At 67.8% G+C, this 16,737-nt stretch carries 15 protein-coding genes; 10 read left to right on the top strand and 5 right to left on the bottom strand.

The annotated features are described in order from the left end of the window. Nucleotides 1-33: 33 nt before the first annotated feature. Both ACQVBX_RS06350 and ACQVBX_RS06345 read left to right on the top strand, forming a co-directional pair. Nucleotides 34-618, top strand: coding sequence for a TMEM175 family protein (locus ACQVBX_RS06350; RefSeq protein WP_431637230.1), 585 nt, complete (start codon nucleotides 34-36; stop codon nucleotides 616-618). Between the two features lie 621 nt (nucleotides 619-1,239). Further along, a complete protein-coding gene (locus ACQVBX_RS06345; RefSeq protein WP_431637229.1) occupies nucleotides 1,240-1,590 on the top strand; it encodes a carboxymuconolactone decarboxylase family protein in 351 nt (116 codons plus the stop codon). On the opposite strand, the gene ACQVBX_RS06340 is transcribed toward ACQVBX_RS06345, so the two are convergent. Both ACQVBX_RS06340 and ACQVBX_RS06335 read right to left on the bottom strand, forming a co-directional pair. After that, the gene (locus ACQVBX_RS06340) at nucleotides 1,574-3,031 is read right to left on the bottom strand and encodes an MFS transporter (RefSeq protein WP_431637228.1); all 1,458 of its coding nucleotides are present in this window, start codon (nucleotides 3,029-3,031) and stop codon (nucleotides 1,574-1,576) included. The two genes, ACQVBX_RS06345 and ACQVBX_RS06340, sit on opposite strands and share 17 nt — an antisense overlap. An 855-nt stretch (nucleotides 3,032-3,886) precedes the next feature. Continuing rightward, nucleotides 3,887-4,378, bottom strand: a complete 492-nt coding sequence (locus ACQVBX_RS06335) for a hypothetical protein (RefSeq protein ID WP_431637226.1) — start codon at nucleotides 4,376-4,378, stop codon at nucleotides 3,887-3,889. 77 nt (nucleotides 4,379-4,455) lie between these two features. On the opposite strand from ACQVBX_RS06335, the gene ACQVBX_RS06330 reads away from it, so the two are divergent. The 4 genes from ACQVBX_RS06330 (at nucleotide 4,456) to ACQVBX_RS06315 (ending at nucleotide 8,442) form a co-directional block, all read left to right on the top strand. Further along, nucleotides 4,456-6,003: an ATP-binding protein gene (locus ACQVBX_RS06330; RefSeq protein ID WP_431637225.1), complete on the top strand. Its 1,548-nt coding sequence runs from the start codon at nucleotides 4,456-4,458 to the stop codon at nucleotides 6,001-6,003. Between the two features lies 1 nt (nucleotide 6,004). After that, complete coding sequence (locus ACQVBX_RS06325) at nucleotides 6,005-6,676, top strand: response regulator (RefSeq protein WP_431637224.1); 672 nt, start codon at nucleotides 6,005-6,007, stop codon at nucleotides 6,674-6,676. A gap of 99 nt (nucleotides 6,677-6,775) precedes the next feature. After that, the gene (locus ACQVBX_RS06320) at nucleotides 6,776-7,684 is read left to right on the top strand and encodes an ABC transporter ATP-binding protein (protein WP_431637223.1); all 909 of its coding nucleotides are present in this window, start codon (nucleotides 6,776-6,778) and stop codon (nucleotides 7,682-7,684) included. Then, the gene (locus tag ACQVBX_RS06315) at nucleotides 7,681-8,442 is read left to right on the top strand and encodes an ABC transporter permease (RefSeq protein ID WP_431637222.1); all 762 of its coding nucleotides are present in this window, start codon (nucleotides 7,681-7,683) and stop codon (nucleotides 8,440-8,442) included. The genes ACQVBX_RS06320 and ACQVBX_RS06315 overlap by 4 nt, the downstream gene beginning before the upstream one ends. A gap of 76 nt (nucleotides 8,443-8,518) precedes the next feature. Here ACQVBX_RS06315 and ACQVBX_RS06310 read toward each other — a convergent pair whose 3' ends face one another. The 3 genes from ACQVBX_RS06310 to ACQVBX_RS06300 all read right to left on the bottom strand — a co-directional run bounded on the left by ACQVBX_RS06310 (nucleotide 8,519) and on the right by ACQVBX_RS06300 (nucleotide 12,997). Continuing rightward, complete coding sequence (locus ACQVBX_RS06310; protein WP_431637221.1) at nucleotides 8,519-9,727, bottom strand: acetyl-CoA C-acyltransferase; 1,209 nt, start codon at nucleotides 9,725-9,727, stop codon at nucleotides 8,519-8,521. Between the two features lie 173 nt (nucleotides 9,728-9,900). Further along, nucleotides 9,901-12,288, bottom strand: coding sequence for a 3-hydroxyacyl-CoA dehydrogenase/enoyl-CoA hydratase family protein (locus ACQVBX_RS06305; protein WP_431637219.1), 2,388 nt, complete (start codon nucleotides 12,286-12,288; stop codon nucleotides 9,901-9,903). Nucleotides 12,289-12,382: 94 nt separating this feature from the next. Next, nucleotides 12,383-12,997: a TetR/AcrR family transcriptional regulator gene (locus ACQVBX_RS06300; RefSeq protein ID WP_431637218.1), complete on the bottom strand. Its 615-nt coding sequence runs from the start codon at nucleotides 12,995-12,997 to the stop codon at nucleotides 12,383-12,385. A gap of 232 nt (nucleotides 12,998-13,229) precedes the next feature. Here ACQVBX_RS06300 and ndk point away from each other — a divergent pair, with 232 nt between their 5' ends. Genes ndk through ACQVBX_RS06280 form a run of 4 tightly spaced genes read left to right on the top strand, consistent with a single transcriptional unit; the run spans nucleotide 13,230 to nucleotide 16,588 of the window. Continuing rightward, nucleotides 13,230-13,655 (top strand): nucleoside-diphosphate kinase, encoded by a 426-nt coding sequence (ndk, locus tag ACQVBX_RS06295; protein WP_431637217.1) that lies wholly within the window; start codon nucleotides 13,230-13,232, stop codon nucleotides 13,653-13,655. Nucleotides 13,656-13,663: 8 nt separating this feature from the next. After that, the gene (gene rlmN, locus ACQVBX_RS06290; RefSeq protein ID WP_431637216.1) at nucleotides 13,664-14,815 is read left to right on the top strand and encodes a 23S rRNA (adenine(2503)-C(2))-methyltransferase RlmN; all 1,152 of its coding nucleotides are present in this window, start codon (nucleotides 13,664-13,666) and stop codon (nucleotides 14,813-14,815) included. After that, nucleotides 14,805-15,605 (top strand): type IV pilus biogenesis/stability protein PilW, encoded by an 801-nt coding sequence (gene pilW / locus ACQVBX_RS06285; RefSeq protein WP_431637214.1) that lies wholly within the window; start codon nucleotides 14,805-14,807, stop codon nucleotides 15,603-15,605. The genes rlmN and pilW overlap by 11 nt, the downstream gene beginning before the upstream one ends. Beyond that, nucleotides 15,602-16,588 (top strand): helix-turn-helix domain-containing protein, encoded by a 987-nt coding sequence (locus tag ACQVBX_RS06280; RefSeq protein ID WP_431637213.1) that lies wholly within the window; start codon nucleotides 15,602-15,604, stop codon nucleotides 16,586-16,588. The genes pilW and ACQVBX_RS06280 overlap by 4 nt, the downstream gene beginning before the upstream one ends. The last annotated feature ends 149 nt before the right edge of the window (nucleotides 16,589-16,737 follow it).

Here is a 16,737-nt window from a genome sequence, read left to right as displayed (position 1 = left end):
TACTGGCCTCCTTTCTCCACCGGCGCAGGCACCATGGGCAAGACCCGACTCGAAGCATTCAGCGACGGCGTGCTCGCCATCATCATCACCATCATGGTGCTGGAGTTGAAGGTGCCGCACGGCGAGACGATGGCCGCGCTGTGGCCGCTGCTGCCGGTGTTCCTGAGCTACGTGATGAGCTTCATCTACGTGGGCATCTACTGGAACAACCACCACCACATGCTGCACCTGGCGCGCGGCGTGAGTGGCGGTGTTCTGTGGGCCAACCTGCACCTGCTGTTCTGGCTGTCGCTGCTGCCGTTCGCCACCGGCTGGATGGGCGAGAACCACTTCGCGCAGGGGCCCTCGGCGCTGTATGGCGTGGTGCTGCTGATGTCGGCGGTGGCGTACTGGCTGCTGCAGCGGTCGATCATCCGCCTGCAGGGCGAGGACTCGCCACTGGCGCGCGCGGTGGGCGGTGACTGGAAGGGCAAGCTGTCGCCGGTGATCTATGCGGCAGGCATCGTCGCGTCGTTCGGGGCGGCCTGGTTTTCGCAGTTGCTCTACGCACTCGCGGCGCTGCTGTGGCTGGTGCCGGATCGGCGGATCGAACGGGCACTGACGCGGCACGAGTCGTGAGGAGAAGCCGGCCGGGCGTTGGTCGGCGTGGCGACGCCGCTTCGACTTCGCCGGCGTGCCGCCGGCTACGCTCTGCGCGAACGGTTTTGCGGGGTAGCCCTTCTCCCCTCGGGAGAAGGTGGCGCGCAGCGACGGATGAGGGTGCGGGGCTTAGCGCGGTGACTCGCCTTGCTGCGGACCCTCACCCCAACCCCTCTCCCGGCGGGAGAGGGGCTTTGCTTGAGGCTTGATTGGGCAGTCCTTCTCCCCTCGGGAGAAGGTGGCGCGCAGCGACGGATGAGGGTGCGCGGCGCAGCGCGGTGGCTCGTGTTGCGTCGGACCCTCACCCCAACCTCTCCCGGCGGGAGAGGGGCTTTGCTTGAGGCTTGATTGGGCATTCCTTCTCCCCTTGGGAGAAGGTGGCGCGCAGCGACGGATGAGGGTGCGGGCGTAGCGCGGTGGCTCGCGTTGCGTCGGGTCCTCACCACCGCCTCTCTCCAGGCGGGCGAGGGGCTTTCTCATTCCGGCGCCGCGCGCCTGACGCGGATCAGTACGTGCGTCCGGCCAACGCTCAAGAATGTCTTGCTGGTATCGCCGCCAGCACGGGCCGATCCGCCTATCGATTCCTTGAGGAGCGCCGCCGTGTCGAGCAAGTCGTACAAGCAGATCACCCACGATCTCAACCAGTCCATCGCCAAGATTCGTGCTGAGGCGCCGGGCACCATGGCCGGCTTTTCGGCCATGTCCAAGAGCGCGATGGAGGCCGGTGCGCTGTCGGCCGTGGACAAGGAGCTCATTGCGCTGGCCATCGGCGTGGCCACGCACTGCGACGGCTGCATTGGCTTCCACACCAAGGCGCTGGCGAGGCTGGGCGTGGAGCGCGCCAAGCTGATGGAGACGCTGGCGGTGGCGGTCTACATGGGCGGCGGGCCGTCGCTGATGTACGCAGCCGACGCCGTGCGCGCCTACGAGGAGTTCACGGCCGCGGACTGAGCGGCCGCGGGCGGTGTCCGCTCAGTTCGTGGCCGGCATCGTGGGCGAAGCGCAGGTGCCACACGGTGGAGCTGAGCGAGACCAGGGTCACCGCGATGAAGGCGAAGGAGAAATCCATCACGCGCGGCTGGGGGTGTCCGCCCACGCCCATCGCCAGGCGCAGCAGCAGCGCGCCGGCGCAGATGCCGAACGAGAGCATCAGCTGCTGCAGCGTGGTGTAGAGGCTGCTGGCCGCGCTCAGGCGTTCGCGCGGCACGCCCTCGTAGGCCACCGTGTTGTAGGCGGCGAACTGGAACGACATGAACGCGCCGCACGCCATCAGCAGGCCGAACATCAGCCCGAACGGCCAGTTCGGCCGGAAGAACGCGCACACCGCGTAACCCAGGCTGCTCAGCACACCATTGTAGAGCATGCCGTTACGGAAGCCGGTCAGTTGCAGCAGGCGCGGCGTGAACGCGCGGGTGAGCAGCGCGCCCAGCGCGGTGGCCAGGATCAGCTGGCCGCTGCGCACCGCCGACAGGCCAAAGCCGATCTGGAACATCAGCGGCAGCAGGAACGGTTGCGCACCCTGGGTAATGCGCATCAGCGAGCCGCCGATCACCGAGAGCCGGAACGAATCGATACGCAGCAGCGAGAGATCGAGCAGCGGATCACACCGCCGCCGCGCATGCCACAGGTAGGCGAGCGAAGCAGCGCTACCGACCAGCAGCAGCGCGAGCGCCACCGGCAGATCGGCGCTCTGGCCGATCAGCTCCAGCCCGAACAGCAGACCGCCCAGCCCGACGCCACAGAGCGCAAAGCCACCCAGATCGAAGCGCGGCGGCGCGGCGGCGGGCGGGATCGTCGCGATGAAACGCTTCACCAGCCAGTAGCCCAACAGGCCGATCGGCAGGTTGATGTAGAAGATCCAGCGCCAGCTCAGGTAGGTGACGATCAGGCCGCCCAGCGGCGGCCCGGTCAGCGGGCCGAGAAACGCCGGCACCAGCGACCACGACGTCGCCGACACCAGGTGCTTGCGGGGAATGGTGCTGAGCAGGATCAGCCGGCCGATCGGCGCCATCATTGCGCCGCCCGCACCCTGCAGCAGACGTGCGGCCACCATCGCGGGCAGGTTCGGCGCCAGCGAGCAGGCGATCGAGCCGAGCAGGAACACGCCGATGGACGCGGCGAACACACGCGTGGTGCCGAAGCGCTCGGCCACCGCGCCGCTGGCGGGAATCAGGATCGCCAGCGCCAGCAGGTAGCTGGTCATCGCGATGCTCATGGCCGGCGCGCCGACGTGGAAATCCCGTGCCATGGTAGGCAGCGCCGTGGCCAGCACGGTGGCGTCCATCTGCTCCATGAAGATCGCGCACGCCACGATCAGCGAAGTGATGCGGTAGTCGGGAAACAGCGGCTCCGGCGGGGCTGGCGCGGCGGTTTCCCCGGTCGGCTGGCTCACGGGGTGGCTCGGAGGAAAGCGGCAGACACAAGCCAGCGGCGGGCGCGGGGACGGCGTCGCTGGCACGGATGCGTGTGGGGTGCACGCGGGCGGCGCAGTATCCCGCGCGGCGGGGTGGCTCACAAGCGCGGTAGCGGATTCGTGGCGTTATGCGGGATGACACAGCTGTCCCTTCTCCCGCCGGGAGAAGATGGCGCGCAGCGACGGATGAGGGTGCGGGGCGCGCGTGATGTCTGATGGGGAACGAAGCGCTGCACCGCTTCGTAACGGACCCTCAGCCCAACCCCTCTCCCCGGGGGGAGAGGGGCTCTGTTCTAGGGGAAGTTGCGCTGGCTATGGGCGTATTGGCGCTTCGACTTCGCCGACGTGCCGCCGGCTGCGCTCAGCGCGAACGGTTGAAGTACCGCCGCGGAGCATCGGCATCGAGCTGGTCCTTCCCCCGTCGGGAGAAGGTGGCGCGCAGCGACGGATGAGGGTGCGGGGTGTGCGTGATGTCTGATCGGGAACGATGCGGCTGCATGGCTTCGTGCCGGACCCTCACCCCAACCCCTCTCCCCGGGGGGGGAGAGGGGCTCTGTTCCAGGGGAAGTTGCGCTGGCTATGGGCGTACTGGCGCTTCGACTTCGCCGGCGTGCCGCCGGCTACGCTCAGCGCGAACGGTTGGAGTACCGCCGCGGAGCATCGGCATCGAGCTGGTCCTTCTCCCGCCGGGAGAAGGTGGCGCGCAGCGACGGATGAGGGTGCGGGGTGTGCGTGATGTCCGATCGGGAACGATGCGGCTGCATGGCTTCGTGCCGAACCCTCACCCCAACCCCTCTCCCGCGGGGAGAGGGGCTCGATCAGGCGTGCTTACTCTTACTGCGCGTCGGCCGGCGGGGCGGGTGGCGCCGGCGGAGCGGGGGGCATCGGCGGGCGTGGCGGCGGGGGCGGGATCGGGCTGGCTTCGGCCCACTTGGCCATCGCCTTGTCGCCGATGATGCTGCGGATCTTCTCGCAGCTGGCCGCGTCATCGCTGCGCCGCTGCTCGTCGAACTTCTGCCGCTGGCGGGCCTGCTGCTCCAGGGCCTGCTGTACCTGCTTGGCCTGCGCGGCGCTGATGCCCAGCGCGCTCTGCCATTTCGCGTTGTTGTTGAACTCGGGCAGGCTGGGGTGCGGCGGCGGCGAGGGCATGTCGTGCAGGCAGCCGGGCGGCAGCGGCGGGAGGCCGTCGACGATCCAGCGATGCTGGCTGTGGGCAAACAGCGGCGTCTCGGCCATCGGCGTGGCGCGCTGGGCGAGGGCGCCGCCGGCGACGGCGAGGCCGACCAGGCCGGCGACGAGGCGGGTGGTGAGAGCGCGTTGGGTCATGCGGTGATCTCCTTGCGTGGCCGGGGGATCCGACGCCATCCAAGATGACCTGCAACATCGCAGGGAATATGCAGGAAATGAGGACGCACCATCCGCGCGCCGCCGCTATCCTCGCGGCCATGCCTTCGCCCACTCCACGCGAATCCGCCGACGCCGGAACCACCGCTGCGCTGCGCCTGCGTGTGGCGCACAAGTTGTTCCTGCTGCTGGCGGTGGCGATCGGCCTGTCACTGCTGGCGATGGGCGCACTTACCGTGCGCAACCTGCGCAGCGGCTTCGTCGGCTACGTCAATGCCCTGGATCTGTCGCGGCTCGATCCGCTGGCGCAGGCGCTGGGCCAGCGCGAGGATGCCGGCCACGGCTTCGACGGCCTGCGTGATCGCCAGGCATGGGACGCGCTGCTGCACGAGACGCTCGATCATCGGCCCCCGCACGCGGCCCCGGCGGAAGCGCAGTCGCCCGCGCCACCCCAACCGCCACCGCCCCCGGCACCGCCGCCGCCACCCCCGCCGCCGCTGGCTCCCGACGTGAACGCGCCGCGGCCCATGCCGCTTCCTCCGCGGGTGTCGCTGCTGGATGCGTCGCACGCGCTGGTGGCTGGCCAGTCGCCGCCCGCGAATGCGATGGAGCGGCCATTGCGTCGCGATGGTGCCGTGATCGGCTGGCTCGCGCTGCGGCCACTGTCGCGGCCGGTGGACCGTCGCGACACCGCTTTCCTGGCTGCGCAGATCCGTGGCATGGCCGAACTGGCGATTGCGCTGCTGATACTGGCGATGGCGGTGGCGTGGTTCTTCGCGCGGCATCTGCTGGCGCCGCTGCGCGCCGTGGAAGGTGCCGCGCGGCAGTTGTCGGACGGCCGCTACGGCGTGCAACTGGTCAGTGACCGCCACGACGAGCTGGGCGACCTGGTGCGCCACGTCAATCGCCTCAGCGCGGCGCTGCAGGCGCATGAAAGTGCCCGCCAACGCTGGATGGCCGACATCTCTCACGAGCTGCGCACGCCGTTGGCGATCGTGCGCGGCGAGCTCGAGGCGATGCGTGACGGCGTGCGCTCGCCCGATGCGAAGGGGCTGCAGTCGCTGCACGAGGAGGTGATGCGGCTGGACCGGCTGGTCGACGACCTGCACCAGTGGTCGATGGCCGATGCCGGATCGCTCAGCTATCGCGCGCAGTCGCTGGATCTGTCGGCGTGCCTTGCCGAGGGTTGCGCGCGGTTCGCCAGCGCCGCCGCCGAAGCCGGGCTCACGCTGGACTGCAGCGGCGAGCCGCTGCGCGTCCATGGCGATGCGGATCGCCTGCGCCAGCTGATCGACAACCTGCTCGGCAACAGCCTGCGCTACAGCGATCGCGGCGGCCGCGTGGAAGCAAGCGTGTTCGTAGATGGCGACCAGGTCTGCCTGCGCGTGGACGACACGCCGCCCGGCGTCGCGGCGGAGGACCTGGAGCGATTGTTCGAGCCGCTGTACCGCGGCGAGCATTCACGCAACCGGGCACTGGGCGGCAGCGGTCTGGGCCTGGCCATTGCGCAACGCATCGCCGTGGCGCACGGCGGCACGCTCACGGCCGCGCACTCGCCGCTGGGTGGGCTGCGCCTGGAACTGCGTCTGCCGCGCCAGGAACACTGAAATGGCGCGCGTGCTGATCGCCGAGGACGAGCCGAAGATCGCCCAGTTGCTCGTCGACTACCTGGCCCAGGCCGGACACACGGTGCTGACGGTGGGCGAGGGCGATCGTGTGCTGCCCGCAGTCGCCGCCGAGCATCCGGATCTGCTGCTGCTGGACATCATGCTGCCCGGCAAGGAGGGCTTGGCGATCCTGCGCGAACTGCGGCGCGACAGCGAACTGCCGGTGATCATGCTCACCGCGCGGGTGGAAGAGATCGATCGCCTGCTCGGGCTGGAGCTGGGTGCGGACGACTACATCTGCAAGCCGTTCAGTCCGCGCGAAGTGGTGGCGCGGGTGCGCGCGCTGCTGCGACGGAGCAAACCCGCCACGCCCGCCAATCCTTTCACTGTCGACGAGGAGGCGCAGCGCGTGTTCTACCTCGGCCGCCCGGTGCCGCATACCACCACCGAATACCGGCTGCTGCACGCGCTGCTCACCCATCCCGGCCGCATCTATTCGCGCGACCAGCTGCTCGACCTGATGCACGACGATCTGCGCGACGTCACCGATCGGGTGGTCGACAGCCACATCCGCAATCTGCGCCGGAAGCTGGACGACATGGCGCCGGGGCAGAACTTCATCCATGCGGTGTACGGCGCGGGCTACCGATTCGAGATCGCCGAAGGGGACTGAGCCCGGTCTGCCACAAGTCACTGTGAGCTCAGGCCTATGGTGGCGACGGCCGTCCTTTGCTGTCATGCGCACCTCTGAACTTCTCAAGGTGCGCGAGCCATGCTTGCGATAGAAACGCGTGCGCTGACCCGCCGCTTCGATGCCGGCCATGGCGTGCAGGCGCTGGATCTGGCCGTGCCGAGCGGCAGCGTGTACGGCTTCCTCGGCCCCAACGGGGCGGGCAAGACCACCACGATCCGTCTGTTGCTGGCGCTGCTGCGCCCGGACGCGGGCGAGATCCGGCTGTTCGGGCAGCCGCTGTCCATGCAGTCGCGCGGCCCGTTGCGCGAGGTCGGTTCGCTGGTCGAGGGGCCGGCGCTGTATCCGCATCTGTCCGGCCGCGAGAACCTGGAGGTGACGCGCCACCTGCTCGACGTGCCGGCCGAACGCATCGACGAGGTGCTGGAAGTGGTGGGGCTGGCGCAGGACCAGCATCGTCGCGTGCGCGTGTATTCGCTGGGCATGCGCCAGCGCCTGGGCATCGCGTTGGCGCTGCTCGGCCGGCCGCGGTTGCTGATCCTGGACGAGCCCACCAACGGTCTCGATCCGGCCGGCATGGTGGACTTGCGCCTGCTGCTGCAGCGCATGGCCACGCAGCTGGGCATGACGGTGTTCGTGTCCAGCCACCTGCTGTCCGAGGTGGAGCAGGTGGCCTCGCACGTGGGCGTGCTGCATCGCGGACAGCTGTTGTTCCAGGGCACGCCACAGGCGCTGCGCGAGCGGCATGGCGATCCGCTGACGATCCGCTGCAGCGACGTGCCGGCGGTATGCGGTGCGCTTGAGGCGCTGGGCGAATCGGTGCAGGCAGTGGACGAGGCGACGCTGCGCGTGGTGGCGCCGCGGCGTCCGGATCACGAGATCAACCGCTGGCTGGTGCAGCGCGGTTACGAGGTGCACGCACTGGGCCGCAGCCCGCGTTCGCTGGAAACCCTGTTCTTCGACATGACCGGCGAGAGGGCCTGCGCATGAACGCGCTGCTGCGTGCGCTGGCGGCCGAGCGGGTCAAGCTTCGCCACACGCTGGCAGCCGGCATGGTGGTGCTGGCGCCGCTGGTGGTGCTGGTGCTGACCGTACTGCAGTTGAGCCTGAGCAGCATGCATGGGCGCCCGGCCGGATCGGGCGGCGAAGCCTGGCTGCATTTCGCCAGCGGGCTGTTCGTGCTGTGGAGCTTCCTGATGCTGCCGCTGTTCGTGACGCTGCAGGCGGCGTTGCTGGGCAACATGGAGCATGCCAACCACACGTGGAAGCATCTGCTCGCGCTGCCGCTGCCGCGCTGGAGCCACTACGCCGCCAAGCTGTGCGTGCTGGCCGCGATGGTGATGCTGTCCACGGCCTTGCTGGCAGGGTTGGCGCCGCTGGCCGGCTGGGTGGTGATGCATACCCAACCGGCCTACGGGCTGGCCGGCCCGCCGCCGTGGCGCTGGCTGGCCATGCATGCGCTGGCATGCATGGCGGCGGCATCCTTCCTCACCGCATTGCAGGCGTGGGTGGCGCTGCACTGGCGCAGCTTCACCACGTCGATCTTCGTCGGCGTGGCCGGCACGGTGGCCGGTTTCCTGATCGGCCAATCGGCACGGCTCGGGCCGTGGTTTCCGTGGTCGATGCCGTTGCAGGTGTTCGCCACGCGTACCGATCACGTGGCGCAGGTGATCACGGTGAGCCTTCTCGGTGGCGTCCTGTTGGCCTGGCTGGGCATGTGGCAGTTCCAGCATCGCGAGCAGGCGTAACGGACTGGCCTGGGGAGGGGAAGAAAAAAAGGCGCCGCAGTGATGCGGCGCCTTTTTCTGTCACGCGAGCGAAGCCTCAGAGCGCTTCGAAGATGCCCGCCGCGCCCATGCCGGTGCCGATGCACATGGTGACCATGCCGTACTTCTGCTTGCGCCGGCGCAGGCCGTGCAGCAGCGTGGCGATGCGGATCGCACCGGTGGCGCCCAGCGGGTGGCCGAGTGCGATGGCGCCGCCCAGCGGGTTGACCTTGGCCGGGTCGAGGCCGAGGTCGCCCATCACCGCCAACGCCTGCGCGGCAAACGCTTCGTTGAGCTCGATCCAGTCCAGCTGATCCTGGGTGATGCCGGTCTGCTTGAGCGCCTTGGGAATCGCTTCCTTCGGGCCGATGCCCATCACGTCCGGCTTCACGCCCGCCACCGAGAAACCGACGAAGCGGGCAAGCGGTGTGAGGTTGTACTCCTTGATGGCCTTCTCGCTGGCCAGCAGCACGGCGCCGGCGCCGTCGGACATCTGCGAGGAATTGCCGGCGGTGACGCTGCCGCCGAAGCGGTCGTTGCGGAACACCGTGCGCAGCTTGGCCAGCACCTCCATCGTGGTGCCGGCACGTGGGCCCTCGTCGGTGTCGATGGTGCGGCTGTCGGTGACGATGCCGCCGGTGGCGAGGTTGGGGTAGTGGTCGTCGAGCTGGAACGGGGTGATCTCGTCCTTGAACTCGCCGGCGGCGATGGCGGCGAGTGCGCGGCGGTGGCTCTCCACGGCGAAGGCGTCCTGCTGCTCGCGGCTCACCTTCCAGCGCTCGGCCACTTTCTCGGCGGTGATGCCCATGCCGAACGCGATGGCGCGGTCCTCGTCGTTGGCGAAGATGGCTGGGTTCATGGCCACCTTGTGGCCCATCATCGGCACCATGCTCATGCTCTCGGTGCCGCCGGCGAGCATCAGGTCGTCCTCGCCCAGGCGGATGCGGTCGGCAGCCATCGCCACGGCCTGCAGGCCGGACGAGCAGAAGCGGTTGATGGTGACGCCGGGCACGGTATCGGGCAGGCCGGCCAGCAGCACGCCGATGCGCGCCACGTTCATGCCCTGCTCGGCCTCGGGCATGGCGCAGCCGATGATGGCGTCGCCGATGCGGTGCGGATCGATGCCCGGCGCCTGCGCCATCACGGCGCGGATCACGTGGGCGAGCATGTCGTCTGGACGGGTGTTGCGGAACACGCCGCGCGGCGCCTTGCCGACCGGCGTGCGGGTGGCGGCGACGATGTAGGCGTCTTGCACTTGCTTGGTCATGGTCTGTTTCCTTTGAGTGACCTCGAAGCCGGGCTTTTCTATTCGTCATTCCCGCGAACGCGGGAATCCATCGTGTTTCTGGCGTCAGATCAAGATGGATCCCCACTTGCGCGGGGATGACGTTCGGCGACTTCGGGGTTTCCGGTGATGGAGTGGGTCGGTCGCAACGCCTATCAGTTACGCAGCGGCTTGCCGGTGGTCATGGTGTGAGCGATGCGCGCCTGGGTCTTCTCGGTCTTGGCCAGTTCCACGAAGTGCTTGCGCTCCAGCGCCAGCAGCCAGGCCTCGTCCACCTGCGAGCCGCGCTCGATCGCGCCACCGCACAGGCAGTCGGCGATACGGCTGGCAATGTCGATGTCGTGCGGCGAGGCGAAGTAGCCCTCCTGCAGGTTGGCCAGCGAGGCCTTGAAAGTGGCGGTGCCCACATCACCGGCAACCGGCACGGCGCGCGCCGGCAGCGGCGGGCGGTAGCCGCTATCGGCCATCGCGGCGGCAACCTTCTTGGCGATGTAGAGAAGCTCGTAGCTGTTAAACACCACCACGTCGTCCTGGCGCAGCAGACCCATCGCCTTCGCTTCCAGCGCGCTGGCCGAAACCTTGGCCATGGCGACGGTCTCGAACACCTTCTTCAGCTCCTCGAACGGGTCGGCCGGGTTGGCCTTCGCCGCGCGCACGGCTAGCTCGTGCAGGCCACCGCCGGCCGGCAACAGGCCCACGCCCGCCTCGACCAGGCCGATGTAGCTCTCCAGCGCCGCGACGGTGCGGGCCGAATGCATCTGGAATTCGCAGCCACCGCCGAACGCCATGCCGCGCACGGCCGACACCACCGGCACCAGCGAATACTTGATCGCCATGCTGGTGGCCTGGAAGTTGGCGACCATCTTCTCGAAGTCGTCGAACTTGCCCGCCTGCAGCAGGCCCAGCGCGCCCTTGAGGTCGGCACCGGCGGAGAACGGCTCGCCGGTCTGCCAGATCACCACGGCCTTGAGCTTTTCCTCGGCCAGCTTGATCGCGTGCTGCACGCCGTCGAGCACGAAATCGTTGACCGTGTTCATCTTGGTCTTGAACGAAATGATGCCGACGCCGTCGTCGCCCAGGGTCCACAGGCGCACACCTTCGTTTTCCCACACTGTGGTGCCCTGGTCGAACTTCTCGCCCAGGATCGGATCGGGGAACAGCTGGCGGGCGTAGACCGGGTGCGACGAGCGCGGCTTGTATTGGCCGGCGCTGGCCGACCACGAGCCGTCCTTGCCGTGCACGCCGGTGCGCCCGTCGGTGACCCAGGCGGGCAGGGGCGCGCTGCTCATGGCCTTGCCGGCGGCGATGTCCTCGGCGATCCAGCTGGCCACCTGCTGCCAGCCCGCGGCCTGCCAGGTCTCGAACGGGCCGAGCTTCCAGCCGTAGCCCCAGCGGATCGCGAAGTCGACGTCACGCGCGGTGTCGGCGATGTCGGCCAGGTGGTAGGCGGTGTAGTGGAACAGGTCGCGGAAGATCGCCCACAGGAACTGCGCCTGCGGATCGGACGACGCGCGCAGCTTGCCGAACTTCTCGGCCGGATCCTTGATCGCGAGGATCGCGGCGACCTCGTCGGAGGCCTTCTGCTCGGAAGGGCGGTAGTCCTGCTTGGCCACGTCCAGCACTACAATGTCCTTGCCGACCTTGCGGTAGAAACCGGCGCCGGTCTTCTGCCCGAGCGCGCCCTTGTCGATCAGCCCCTTGAGCCACACCGGCGCTTGGAAGTACTGGTGCCAGGGGTCGTCCGGCAGCGTGTCGGCCATGGTCTTGATGACGTGCGCCATGGTGTCTAGGCCGACCACGTCGGCGGTGCGGTAGGTGGCGCTCTTCGGTCGGCCCAGTGCCGGGCCGGTGAGTGCGTCCACCGTGTCGAAGCCGAGCTTGAACTGCTCGGTGTGATACATCGTCGAGAGGATCGAGAACACGCCGATGCGGTTGCCGATGAAGTTCGGCGTGTCCTTGGCGATCACCACGCCCTTACCGACGGTGGTGGTGAGGAACGCTTCCAGCCCTTCGACCACGGCGGCGTCAGTGAGGCGGGTGGGGATCACTTCCACCAGATGCATGTAGCGCGGCGGGTTGAAGAAATGCACGCCGGTGAAGCGGTGGCGCATTTCTTCCGGCAGCGCCTCGGCCAGGCCGTTGATCGACAGGCCCGAGGTGTTGGAGGCCAGCACGGCGGTGGCGGAGACGTGCGGTGCGATCTTCTTGTACAGGTCGAGCTTCCAGTCCATCCGCTCGGCGATCGCCTCGATCACCAGGTCGACGTCCTTCAGATGATCCAGATGCTCGTCGTAGTTGGCCGGGATGATCGCCGCGGCGAGGTTCTTGTCGGCTAGCGGGGCAGGCGAGAGCTTTTTCAGGTTCTCGATCGCCTTGAGCGCGATGCCGCTCTTGGGACCTTCCTTCGCGGGCAGGTCGAACAGCACGGTCTCGACGCCGGCGTTGGTGAGGTGCGCGGCGATCTGCGCGCCCATCACGCCGGCGCCCAGCACCGCGGCCTTGCGGATGCGCAGCGCGGATGAGGTGGTTGGTGCAGCGGTCATTGGCTTCTCCATAAGGTCGAACTCGAAAGATCGGACTCGGCAAAAAGGGACAACAAACACGACCCGATCGCCGTGGCGATCCGGTGACAGTCTTCTAGGGGTGGCTCAGGCCGGCGGCGGCGAAGCGGATCAGGTGGGCGGCGGTCTGCTCGCGGTGTTGCTGCTCGCTGACGTTGTCCTTGCGCTGGATCATGCCGAAGCCGGACATCGCGTGAGTGAGGGCGCCGGTGACCAGGTCGATGCGCCAGTACAGCTCGGCCTTCTCCAGGTGCGGCAGCAGCCGCGCGAACTCGGCGGTGAACTGGCGCATGACGTGCCCGTAGTTCTCGGACAGGAACTGGCGCAGCGTGTCGTCGTGCTCGGCGAAGGCGCGCGCCAGCACGCGCATGAACAGCGAGCCATTGCCCTCGTGGGACAACTCCAGCGCCGGACGGATGTAGGCGGCCAGTACGTCGTCGAGCGTGGTGCCCGGCCGGCCCGCGATCTTGTCCAGCTCGGCCAGACGATGCTGGTTCAGCGCATCGAGGCGACGCTTGAACACCTGCTCGACCAGCTTTTCCTTGGAACCGAAGTGGTAGTTCACCGCGGCCAGGTTGACCCCTGCCGAAGCGGTGAGCTGGCGCAACGACGCGCCATCGAAGCCGCGCTGGGCGAACAGCGCTTCGGCGGCGGCGAGGATGCGTTCCTTAGTCGAGGTCGGGTTGTTCAAGGCAAGGGCCACCGCCCGGGGCAGGAATCAAACGATCGTTTGAGCATACGCGCGCGGCTTCGCAGCAGTCAAACGAACGTTTGCGACGGCCGGCAGGCCGGTTGCGATTGAGCTAGAATCTGTCAAACTTTCGTGAGCTAAATCCGCATTCCGTGTCGGATTTGGCGCTTTTTGCCGGCTCGTTCGGCCATAAAACCTTTTCCCATTTCCCCGTATCCCGGAGCAGACCCGTATGGCGCTGGAGCGCACCCTTTCCATCATCAAGCCCGACGCCGTCGCCAAGAACGTGGTCGGCGAGATCTACGCCCGCTTCGAGAAGGCCGGCCTGAAGATCGTGGCTGCCAAGATGAAGCACCTGTCGCGCAAGGAAGCCGAAGGCTTCTACGCCGTGCACAAGGAGCGCCCGTTCTTCAACGCGCTGGTCGAGTTCATGATCTCCGGTCCGGTGATGATCACCGCGCTGCAGGGCGAGAACGCCGTGCTGGCGCATCGTGACCTGATGGGCGCGACCAACCCGAAGGAAGCCAAGCCGGGCACGATCCGCGCCGACTTCGCCGAGTCGATCGACGCGAACGCCGTGCATGGTTCCGATGCCGTCGAGACCGCCAAGGTCGAGATCGCGTACTTCTTCGCCGAGACGGAAGTCTTTCCGCGCTGAGGCATGCCGTGAACCAGGTGGTACAACTTTCCTCCGATCCGACCGCCGCTGGCGGCAAGGTCAACCTGCTCGACTTCGATCGCCAGGGTCTGCGTGACTTCTTCACGCAGATCGGCGAGAAGCCGTATCGCGCCGAGCAGGTGATGAAGTGGATCTACCATCACCTGGAGGACGACTTCGGCAAGATGACCGACGTGGGCAAGGCGCTGCGCGCCAAGCTCGAGGCCACGTGCTACGTCGGTCCGCCGAAGACCTTGTTCGACAAGGCCGCCGCCGATGGCACCCACAAGTGGCTGCTCGGCATGGATGGCGGCAACGCCATCGAAGCGGTGTACATCCCCGAGCCGACCCGCGGCACGCTGTGCGTGTCCTCGCAGGTCGGCTGCGGGCTCAATTGCCAGTTCTGCTCGACTGCGACGCAGGGCTTCAACCGCAATCTGTCCACGGCCGAGGTGATCGGCCAGATGTGGGTGGCGGCGAAATACCTCGGCAACATCACCCACCAGAACCGCCGCATCACCAACGTGGTGATGATGGGCATGGGCGAGCCGCTGCTGAACTTCGACAACGTCACCAAGGCGATGAGCCTGATGCGCGACGACCTGGGCTTCGGCCTGGCGTCCAAGCGCGTGACGCTGTCCACCGCCGGCCTGGTGCCGATGATCGACAAGCTGTCGGACACCATCGACGTGTCGCTGGCCGTCTCGCTGCACGCGGCCAACGACGAACTGCGCACCGAGCTGGTGCCGCTGAACAAGCGCTATCCGCTGGCCGAACTCGAGGCGGCCTGCCAGCGCTGGATCGCGCGTAAGCCGCGCACCTCGATCACCTTCGAGTACACCCTGATGAAGGGTGTCAACGATCAGCCCGAGCATGCCCGGCAGCTGATCAAGTTCATGCGTCGGTTGCCGACGTGCAAGGTGAACCTGATTCCGTTCAATCCGTTTCCTGGAACACGTTTCGAACGTTCGGATGCCGATACGATCCGGGCTTTCCAGACGCAGTTGCTCAATGCCGGCATTCTCACGATGCTTCGTCGCACCCGCGGCGACGACATCGACGCCGCCTGCGGTCAGCTGAAGGGACAGGTGCTGGATCGAACGCGCCGTCAGGCTGAATTCCAAAAACGTCTGGATCAGGGGGCTGTCCATGCGGGTTGATCGATGGGGGGGGCTGGTGCTGTGTGCACTGCTCGCCGGGTGCGTCAGCACCGGCGGCAGCCAGTCGGGGGGCGAGGGCAGTTCAGGTGATCGCCTGCCGCGCACCAGCAAGGCGCAACAGGCCGAGGACGCAGCGCGCATCCACACCGAGCTGGGGCAGCACTACCTGGAAGGCGGCGACCTCCAGACGGCCATGGAAAAATTGACCAAGGCGCTGCAGTTCGACGACAACTACGCGCCGGCCCACACTGTGATCGCCGTGGTCTACGAGCGCATCAACGATCTCCCCAACGCCGAGCTGCACTACCGCCGCGCGGTGGCGCTGGAGCCCTCCAAGGGCGCCCCGAACAACAATCTCGGCGCCTTCCTCTGCCGCACCGGCAAGGCGCAGGAGGCTGAAAGTTATTTCCGCAAGGCCGTGGCCGACCCGTTCTACAAGACGCCGGACGTCGCGCTCACCAACGCCGGCGTCTGCCAGCTCAAGAGCAACAACGTGGCCGCTGCGCAGGAAGAATTCCGCGACGCGTTGCAGAAGAACCCGAACAACAGCGAGGCGCTTTTCCAGCTTGCCAAGCTGCTCTTCGACAGCGGCGACGCATTCCGCGCCCGCGCCTTCCTACAGCGCTTCGATGCGCTCGGCAAGCCGTCGCCCGATGCGTATCGGCTCGGCTACCTGATTGAATCCCGTCTGGGCAATACGGATGCTGCCCAATCGTACCGTCAGCGGTTGCTGAGCCAGTTTCCGGATTCGGACCAGGCCCGCAACATCGACCAATCCGCCCGTCCATGACCCAGCAGACTCCCTTGCACGGCCAGGAACCCCGTGAGCAGGACCTCGTCACGCCTCACGGCCTGATGGATACCCCTGATCAGCGGCAGATCGTTGAACCCAGTTTCGGCAGTCGCCTGCGCGCCGCGCGCGAGGCGAAGGGCCTGGATCTGGAAGCCTGCGGCCACGCGCTGAAGTTGCCGGCCCGTGTGCTGCGCCAGCTCGAAGGTGGCCAGTACGACGGTATCGACTACCAGGTCTATCTGGGCAGCTACATCACCAAGTACGGGCGCCATCTGGGGCTCGACGACGCGCTGATCCAGGCCGAGGTGTCGCGCATCCGCCGGCAGGATGAGCCGCAGCTGGTGGCCACCGGCGGCATCTCGCATTCCCGTTACCTGCTTGAGCGCTACGCCACCGCGGCGACCTACGTGGTGCTGACCGCCGTGATCATCGTGCCGATGGTCTGGCTGGGTGTGCGCGGCACCCTCAACCGCGACATCAGTCATTTCGCGCCGCTCGACGCCTCGCCCGTCGCGCAGCAGGAGCTGCCGGCCAGCGCAGCCACGCCTGGCTCGACCGCTGTCGGCGCAACGGCGGCAGCGCCGGCGACCACGCCGGCCGGCCGCGCCGACAACGACCAGCCCTTGCTCGCCTCGATGGTGCCGAACCTGAGCGTGGATCCGGTCAAGCCGCCGGCCGTGTCGGTGCCCGCGGTGGATGACGGTGTGGCAGGCCACAGCCTCACGCTCTCGCTGGCCGAGGCCAGCTGGGTCGAAGTGATCGCGGCCGACGGCTCGCGGCTGGAGTACGGTCTGCTCCCGGCGGGCAGCCACAAGACCTACCACAGCGAGCAGCCGCTGGAGATTCGCCTGGGCAACGCCAGCGGTGCGCAGGTGAGCGTCGACGGCCAGGTGCTCCCCCTCGACGCCTATCGCCGCGCCAACGTGGCCCATTTCCGCCTCGACCTCGAGGACGGCAAGGTCGTCCCCCGCGGCGCCTGAGTCGGGTGCCGGATCGCGCGCAGCGCCCGCTCCGGTGCGCTGCCGTTCGATGGCGGGTTTCGGTTATGCTCCCTTATTGATCGCGCGCCCCGTGCGTTGCGGCGTTCTCGGCACAATCCAGGCACCGGTCCCACGCGTGGGGCGGCCGG

Source organism: Dyella thailandensis, from assembly GCF_050749815.1.
In the GTDB taxonomy this organism is placed as follows: Bacteria; Pseudomonadota; Gammaproteobacteria; order Xanthomonadales; family Rhodanobacteraceae; genus Dyella_A.
Note: the sequence above shows the minus strand (reverse complement) of the source record. Positions and strands in the feature narration are given on the sequence as shown.